The following is an 8,045-nucleotide window of genomic DNA, read 5'->3' as shown; positions in this document are numbered from 1 at the left end:
ATCGCTGTCGATGGCTTGCTTGCCCAGGATCACCAGCTGAGGCTGTTCCTTGTCGACAACGGCTTTCAACAGTTTGGCAACGGCCAGGGAAGTCAGATCTTCAGCGGATTCGACGAGGATGGCGCGGTCGGCACCCAGAGCCAGCGCGGTGCGCAGTTGCTCTTGAGCGGTAGACGGACCAACGGATACGACGACGATTTCAGTCGCAACGCCTTTCTCTTTCAGGCGTACGGCTTCTTCCACTGCGATTTCGCAGAACGGGTTCATCGACATCTTCACGTTAGCGAGGTCGACGCCGGAATTGTCCGCCTTGACGCGAACCTTGACGTTGTAATCCACAACGCGTTTGACAGCTACAAGAACCTTCATGGATTCCTCGTTACTCTCCGGTGAAAAGAAAGTCGCCTAGGCGAACCTGGCGGTTGATGCTCATCGGCGCAAGGGCACCTCTAAAAACGCCGGCCTGTGTGTCAAGTGAGCCTCGCTCGTGATGCGGATGACCGTTCGTCAGTAGCGACTCAACAGTCATTCAATATCGCGACGTGTAAACTGCGCGCGCAACCTGCGCGGCATTTCACTTTCTACTGCCATCGCCCTGTCTTTAGAGGTGCTCTTGAAACCATCAGTCAGCCTACGGCGAGCGCAAAACCGCCCGTATCTTGACCGGAACACCTATTCCGGTCAATACAGAAAAATGGCCGCCCATAAGCCGCGTGACTTTGATTTCTCTGGCTTTGAGCCATTTCAAACAAACGTTTGTATTGGACGCTGAGAGTGGTGTAGATATAATGCGCCACCCAGAGAGAAAGGTGGTTCAGCGATTGTGCTCTTCCCTGCTTATACAGGGATTCATGGATGCGACACCAAACCTCCAATTAGAAAAAAAACTGTTGAGCCTTGAGTAGGAGATAACCTGTGGAACGCGAATACATGGAATTCGACGTCGTCATCGTCGGTGCCGGCCCCGCTGGTCTTTCCGCTGCCTGCCGATTGAAGCAGAAGGCCGCCGAAGCCGGTAAGGAAATCAGCGTCTGCGTGGTCGAAAAAGGCTCCGAAGTGGGTGCTCACATCCTGTCCGGTGCGGTGTTCGAACCCCGCGCCCTGAACGAACTGTTCCCGGACTGGAAAGAACTCGGCGCCCCGCTGAACACACCGGTGACCCGCGACGATATCTTCGTTCTCAAGAACGCCGACAGCGCGCAAAAAATTCCTGACCTCTTTGTGCCCAAGACCATGCACAACGAAGGCAACTACATCATCTCCCTGGGCAACCTGTGCCGCTGGCTGGCCCAGCAGGCCGAGAACCTGGGCGTGGAAATCTACCCAGGCTTCGCGGCTCAGGAAGCGCTGTTCGACGAGAACGGCGTGGTTCGCGGGATCATCACCGGCGACCTCGGCGTCGACCGCGAAGGCCATCCGAAAGACGGCTTGTACACCCCAGGCATGGAATTGCGTGGCAAGTACACCCTGTTCGCCGAAGGTTGCCGCGGCCACATCGGCAAGCAGCTGATCAAGCGCTTCAACCTCGACAGCGAAGCCGATGCCCAGCACTACGGCATCGGCCTGAAAGAAATCTGGGAAATCGACCCGGCCAAGCATCAGCCAGGTCTGGTGGTGCACACCGCAGGCTGGCCGCTGGACATCATGGGCACCGAGAATACCGGCGGCTCGTTCCTTTATCACCTGGAAAACAACCAGGTGGTCGTCGGCCTGATCGTCGATCTTTCCTACAGCAACACCTACCTGTCGCCGTTCGACGAGTTCCAGCGCCTCAAGCATCACCCGGTGCTCAAGCAGTACCTGGAAGGCGGCAAGCGCATCAGCTACGGCGCCCGCGCCATCTGCAAGGGCGGCCTGAACTCGCTGCCGAAAATGGTCTTCAAGGGCGGCGCGCTGATCGGTTGCGATCTCGGCACCCTGAACTTCGCCAAGATCAAAGGCAGCCACACCGCGATGAAGTCCGGCATGCTCGCCGCTGAATCCGTGGCCGAGGCGCTGTTCGCCGAAAAAGATGGCACCGAAGAGCTGACCACTTATGTGGACGCATTCAAAAAGAGCTGGCTCTACGACGAGCTGTTCGCCAGCCGCAACTTCGGCCCGGCGATCCACAAGTTCGGCGCGATCGTCGGCGGCGGTTTCAACTGGCTCGACCAGAACATCTTCGGCGGCAAACTGCCGTTCACCTTGCACGACACCAAACCGGATTACGCCTGCCTCAAGCTCGCGGCCGACTGCAAGAAGATCGAATACCCGAAACCGGACGGCAAGCTCAGCTTCGACAAACTCAGTTCGGTGTTCATCTCGGGGACCAACCATGAAGAAGAACAACCGTGCCACCTGAAGCTGACCGACCCGAGCATCCCGATCAGCAAGAACCTGCCGCTGTACGATGAACCGGCCCAGCGCTACTGCCCGGCGGGAGTGTACGAAGTGGTGACCAAGGAAGACGGCGAGAAGCGCTTCCAGATCAACGCCCAGAACTGTGTTCACTGCAAGACCTGCGACATCAAGGACCCTGCACAGAACATCACCTGGGTGGCGCCGGAAGGTGCCGGCGGCCCGACTTACCCGAACATGTAAGTCGAACGCCTGAACATCAAGGCTCCCTGATGGGGGCCTTTTTGTTGCCCGCAAATTTATGCCCCTACACCCCTTCCCTTGTGGGAGCGGGGATCATCGATGCATCACGCACTGAAGGCCTAAACCTTCAAGCCCAGCTCCGCCGACAGTCGGGCTGTCACGCCTTTGATCAGGGGAATCAGCTCGGCCATTTTTTCCAGCGGCATGTACGGCACGGTGCTGGCGATGCTGATGCCGGCGATGATGCGCTTGCTGGCATCCCGAATCGGCGCAGCCACACAGCGGATCGACGGTTCGTTGTCTTCAAGATCGAAGGCATAGCCCCCCGCGACGTACTCAATCATGCGCTGTTGGAACTGCTCCCAGGATTGTTCCGGGTGCTGCGGCCAGAATTGATTTTTCCCACCCGCAGGCAGGCTGACTTCGTACAGCCGCTGCCATTCCTCCCGGGTGTCGTCCAGCATCAGCGCCTTGCCGATCCCGGTGCGCGCCAGCGGCATGCGATGGCCGACCCGCGAACGCATTTCCGGACCGTTGCGCCCCGGATTCTTGTGCAGGTACAGCACTTCGTCGCCCTCGCGGATCGCCAGGTGAATGGTGTCGCCGGTCAACGCCGACAACTCATCCAGATACGGCCCGGCCAGGGTGACCAGCGGCAGTTCTTCACGCGCCTGAAAACCCAGTTCGATCAGCTTCGGCCCTAGCAGGTAACCGATCTGCGGCACCACCCGCAAATAGCGCTCGTCCACCAGGCAACTGGCCAGGCGGTGGGTGGTGCTGCGCGTAGTACCGATCTGTCGGGCGATTTCCTTGAGGTCGCGGGCGCCACTGGCCACGGCCTGAACCACACCCAGACCGCGAAGCAGAGTCTGGGTGCCGGTCGGCGCGGCGTCCTTGGAGATTTTTGCGGGGTCTTCCTGCATATCCAGCCTTTACCGTTGAGCGAGAGAATCGGCGGCATTATGGTCGCGCGATGGTGGCGACTACAACTTGATACGCTCGACCTTGCCCACCAGCAATACGTAGGAAAGTGCGCCAATCAACGCCAGAACCGAGATGTAGGTGATCGCCGGAGCAAACGAATCACCGCTGGCGAGGAAACCGATGACGATTGGCGTGGTAATCGCCGACAGGTTGCCGATGAAATTGAACACGCCGCCCGTCAGCCCCAATAAGCGTGCCGGTGCCAGGGTCGATACCAGCGACCAGGTGATCGACGCCAGTCCGTTGCCGAAGAAGGCCAACGCGAGGAAGGCGATGACCAGCGGCGTCGACTCGACGAAGTTGGCGCCAATGATCGAGGTCGAGATCAGCAGCCCGCCAATGATCGGCAGCTTGCGGGCAAAGCCCACCGTGTAACCGCGACGAATCAGGAAATCGGAAAAGAACCCAGAACAGAGCACGCCGATGAACGCCGCGAGAAACGGCAACGACGCCAGCAGCCCGGACTTAATGAAGTCCATGCCGCGATATTTCACCAGGTAGGTCGGGAACCACGTCAGAAAAAACCACAGCGTAGAGTTAAGGCAGAACTGGCCGAGGTAGATACCCCAGAGTTTACGTTGGGTCAGCACGATGCCGAGATCGCTCCAGCTGAATCTGGCTTTGACGTTGGCCTGTTCCACCTGGATGTCTACAAGCCCGCCGCCTTCGCGGATCAAGTCGATTTCGGCCTCGTTGGCGCCTTTGAAATCCCGCGGCTCGCGATACACCGCGTACCAGATCACCGCCCAGAGAATGCCTGCCGCACCGGTGCTGACGAACACCATGTGCCAGCCAAATTCATGCTGCAGCCAGGCGAGCACCGGCGTCAGGAACGCCAACCCGACAAACTGCCCGGAGGTGTAGAAACCGATGGCCGTGGCGCGTTCGCGTTCGGGAAACCAGGTGGTGACCACGCGGCTGTTGATCGGATACGCCGGGGCTTCCAGCGCGCCCACCGCCATGCGCAGGACGAACAAGGCAATGGAACTGGCGGCGAAACCGAGCATGACCGTCGCCACGGACCACAACAACAGCGCGACGCTGTAGAGAATCCGCGGCGGCACGCGATCCACCAGCCAGCCGCCGGGGATCTGCATGGCGGCGTAGGTCCAGCCGAACGCGGAGAAAATCAACCCGACGTGAATCGGGTCGATGCCCAATTCGCTGGTCAGCGCGGGGGCGGCGATGGACAGGTTGCTGCGGTCGAGGTAGTTGATCACCACGGTGATGAACAGCAGCACCATGATGAAAAAACGCTTGCGGCTGGGCGTCACCAACGACGCCTGCCCGGTGAGGGTTTGCGGTTGCATGGGGTGCCTCTTCTTATGATTATCGAGGTCAGTTTGAAACGTTGCACCGCCCCCTTGTGGGAGCGAGCCTGCTCGCGAAAGCGATTTGTCAGTCACCTTAACGGCTGGAGGTGCAGACCACATCGCCAGCAGGCTGGCTCCCACAGGGGTTTGGGGTCAGGGAGAACTCACCACTCGGCAAAACTGCCATCAGCATGCCGCCAGATCGGGTTGCGCCAGCGGTGGCCGACCGCCGCGCGCTCGATGACGTATTCCTCGTTGATCTCGATGCCCAGGCCCGGGCCATTCGGGATTTTCACGAAGCCCTTGTCGTAGTCGAACACCCGCGGATCCTTGACGTAATCCAGCAGGTCGTTGCTCTCGTTGTAATGGATGCCCAGGCTCTGTTCCTGGATGAACGCGTTGTAGCAAACCGCGTCGAGTTGCAGGCACGCCGCCAGGGCAATCGGGCCCAACGGGCAATGCAGTGCCAACGCCACGTCGTAGGCTTCGGCCATGTTGGCGATCTTGCGGGTTTCGGTGATGCCGCCGGCGTGCGAGGCATCCGGCTGGATGATGTCGACGTAGCCTTCGCTCAATACACGCTTGAAATCCCAGCGCGAGAACAGCCGCTCGCCGAGAGCAATCGGCGTGCTGGTCAGGGGTGCCAGTTCCTTCAACGCTTCGTAGTTTTCGCTGAGCACCGGCTCTTCGATGAACATCAGCTTGTAGGGATCGAGTTCCTTCATCAGCACCTTGGCCATGGGTTTGTGCACCCGGCCATGGAAGTCCACACCGATGCCAACGTTCGGGCCGACCGCATCACGCACGGCGGCGACGTTGGCCAGGGCCAGGTCGACTTTCTCGAAGGAATCGAGGAATTGCAGCTCTTCGGTGCCGTTCATCTTCACTGCGGTGAAACCACGGGAAACCGCTTCCTTGGCCGCACGCGCCGTGTCGGCCGGACGATCACCGCCGATCCACGAATAGACACGGATCTTGTCCCGCACCTGACCGCCGAGCAGATCGCTGACCGACACACCCAGCGCCTTGCCCTTGATGTCCCACAGCGCCTGGTCGATGCCGGCCAGGGCGCTCATGTGGATCGCACCGCCCCGGTAGAAGCCGCCGCGGTACAACACGGTCCAGATGTCTTCGATGTTGCGTGGGTCTTTGCCGATCAGGTAGTCGGACAATTCTTCAACCGCGGCCGCCACGGTGTGAGCCCGGCCTTCGACCACGGGCTCGCCCCAACCGGTCACGCCCTCGTCGGTTTCGACCTTGAGGAAGCACCAGCGCGGCGGAACGATGAAGGTGGTCAGTTTGGTGATTTTCATCTGTGGGTCTCTCTTGTTAGAGGCAGCGCTCGCAGCGCCAAAAAGTCTTAGCGAAGGGCTTTCCAGGCAGCCACGTAAGCCTTGGCATTGATCGCCACTTGCTCCGGCGTCATGCCCGGTTTGAACAGGCCGGAACCGAGACCGAAACCTTTGACACCGGCGTCGATAAACACCTGCATGGTGTCCGGCGTGATCCCGCCCACCGGCGCCAGAATCGTTCCCGCCGGCAACACCGCGAGCCAGGCCTTGACGACGGCCGGCCCCATTTGCTCGGCCGGAAACATTTTCAATACGTCCGCGCCTTCGGCCAGTGCAGCGAAGGCTTCGGTTGGCGTCGCAACACCTGGCGACAGGAACAACCCCGCCGCTTTCGCCGCACGCAGCACCTTGGGATCGCTGTGGGGCATGACAATCACCTGTCCGCCGGCGGCCTTGACTTGCTCGACCTGTTCCGGCGTCAGCACAGTGCCAGCGCCGATCAGGCAATCAGCGGGCAAGGTACTGCGCAGGATGCGGATACTTTCGTACGGCTCGGGAGAATTAAGCGGCACTTCGATGACGCGAAATCCTTGGGCATACAGGACTTCGCCGATGGCGGCTGCTTCTTGCGGACGCAGGCCGCGCAGGATCGCGATCAGACCGTTTTGCGCCAGGGCTTGCTTGAGCATGTCAGACCTCCAGTCAGGTTTAACGGGATGGATGCGGGGTAACCAGTCCGGCGGCCAGCGCCAGTTGCCACAACCCGCGTTCGGTGGCTTGTTCGGCCAGGGTCACGCGAGCGAAACCGCAGGTGTCGAGGGCCCGGCGGTAGCGGGCGCAGAGTTGGGAATTGCCGATAAGAATGATCGACGGCAGATGGACGCTGTTGCGCCGACGCCGCTGAACCGTGGCCAGCGCCGCCAGTTCGTGACCGATCAGCAGGCCGGACAGGTAATCCGCTTGCGCGCTGCCACTGAGCTCACCGGTGAGCCCCAGGCTACGAGCACTGAACAGGGTCGACAGTGGACCGATCTCGCCCTCCGTCGACAGCGCCACGTGCACCCCACGGTCAAACGCGTCGCCCTCGAAAGCGCCGCCGCGTTGCTGGGTGCGCCCGAGAATGCTGTGTTCGCTGAGGACGGCGAAGACCTCGCCGGTCATGAACGTATCGAAATGCACGATGCAGCCGTCGGCCACTTCGACCCATTTCGAATGGCTGCCGGGCAGGCCGATCAACAGGTCACCGCCCGCCCCGTGGGGAAGATTTTGCAGCACGCCGAGGACCTGGGTTTCTTCGCCGCGCATCACGTTCGGCAAGCGCGAACGCTGAATCACGCCCGGCACGATGTGCACATCGACACCGCGAATACTGTGGACAGTCTGTAGGGATGTTCCGAGAGTGGCGACGTTCGCCGGCGTGTCGCGGTAGGCCGCTTCGCGCCAGCCCTGGGCGCTGCCGACCATGCCGCAGGCAATCACCGGCAAACCGGGTTGCGCGTCGAGCCAGTCCCCGCAGGCTTCGTCGAAGGCCAATTCAAACCCGTCGGTGCACACCTGACCGGCAATCACCCGCGGCGATGTCGGCAGCTGCATGATGCCGCACGACAGCGAACGCTGTTCCAGCACCTGGCCGCCTGCAGCGAGTTTGTAAGCACGTAATGAGGTTGTCCCCCAATCGAGCGCGATCAATTGCGCCAGCATCGCTTCACCTGTTTTGTTTATTGGCAGTGAGTGAGCTGGACTATAAACCCGGACAGAGGGAAATCTCAATATATAAATATCACTCCCATATTATGGGATTAAAACAAAAAAAGACCGCAGCTTTCGGCGGCTCCAGCGGGAAGGCGAATCCCGGCACAGGAGCGCTGTCAAAGGC

At 60.4% G+C, this 8,045-nt stretch carries 6 protein-coding genes and 1 pseudogene; 1 reads left to right on the top strand and 6 read right to left on the bottom strand.

Features of this window, described 5'->3' with window-relative positions:
• Window positions 1-369 (bottom strand): annotated as a pseudogene (locus NTD84_RS04540) (electron transfer flavoprotein subunit beta/FixA family protein); the annotation flags it as partial.
• A gap of 546 nt (window positions 370-915) precedes the next feature.
• Between NTD84_RS04540 and NTD84_RS04535 the strand changes: the two are divergent.
• A complete protein-coding gene (locus NTD84_RS04535) occupies window positions 916-2,580 on the top strand; it encodes an electron transfer flavoprotein-ubiquinone oxidoreductase (protein WP_262163808.1) in 1,665 nt (554 codons plus the stop codon).
• A 119-nt stretch (window positions 2,581-2,699) separates the two neighbouring features.
• Here NTD84_RS04535 and NTD84_RS04530 read toward each other — a convergent pair whose 3' ends face one another.
• From NTD84_RS04530 to NTD84_RS04510, 5 genes are all read right to left on the bottom strand, one after another.
• A complete protein-coding gene (locus tag NTD84_RS04530; RefSeq protein WP_262163807.1) occupies window positions 2,700-3,503 on the bottom strand; it encodes an IclR family transcriptional regulator in 804 nt (267 codons plus the stop codon).
• A 60-nt stretch (window positions 3,504-3,563) separates the two neighbouring features.
• On the bottom strand, window positions 3,564-4,874 hold the full coding sequence (locus tag NTD84_RS04525) for an MFS transporter (RefSeq protein WP_262163806.1): 1,311 nt from the start codon (window positions 4,872-4,874) through the stop codon (window positions 3,564-3,566).
• A 167-nt stretch (window positions 4,875-5,041) separates the two neighbouring features.
• Window positions 5,042-6,190, bottom strand: coding sequence for a galactonate dehydratase (dgoD, locus tag NTD84_RS04520; RefSeq protein WP_007903915.1), 1,149 nt, complete (start codon window positions 6,188-6,190; stop codon window positions 5,042-5,044).
• A gap of 47 nt (window positions 6,191-6,237) precedes the next feature.
• Complete coding sequence (locus tag NTD84_RS04515; protein WP_262163805.1) at window positions 6,238-6,858, bottom strand: 2-dehydro-3-deoxy-6-phosphogalactonate aldolase; 621 nt, start codon at window positions 6,856-6,858, stop codon at window positions 6,238-6,240.
• A gap of 19 nt (window positions 6,859-6,877) precedes the next feature.
• On the bottom strand, window positions 6,878-7,870 hold the full coding sequence (locus tag NTD84_RS04510) for a 2-dehydro-3-deoxygalactonokinase (protein WP_262163804.1): 993 nt from the start codon (window positions 7,868-7,870) through the stop codon (window positions 6,878-6,880).
• Window positions 7,871-8,045 lie beyond the last annotated feature (175 nt).

The organism is Pseudomonas sp. 14P_8.1_Bac3 (genome assembly GCF_025466085.1).
In the GTDB taxonomy this organism is placed as follows: Bacteria; Pseudomonadota; Gammaproteobacteria; order Pseudomonadales; family Pseudomonadaceae; genus Aquipseudomonas.
This window is presented reverse-complemented; position numbering and strand designations above follow the sequence as displayed.

Coding starts and splice junctions, on each gene's coding strand:
- NTD84_RS04525 (WP_262163806.1), bottom strand. CDS start 4,874: ATGCAACCGCAAACCCTCACCGGGCAGGCGTCGTTGGTGACGCCCAGC.
- NTD84_RS04515 (WP_262163805.1), bottom strand. CDS start 6,858: ATGCTCAAGCAAGCCCTGGCGCAAAACGGTCTGATCGCGATCCTGCGC.
- dgoD (WP_007903915.1), bottom strand. CDS start 6,190: ATGAAAATCACCAAACTGACCACCTTCATCGTTCCGCCGCGCTGGTGC.
- NTD84_RS04530 (WP_262163807.1), bottom strand. CDS start 3,503: ATGCAGGAAGACCCCGCAAAAATCTCCAAGGACGCCGCGCCGACCGGC.
- NTD84_RS04510 (WP_262163804.1), bottom strand. CDS start 7,870: ATGCTGGCGCAATTGATCGCGCTCGATTGGGGGACAACCTCATTACGT.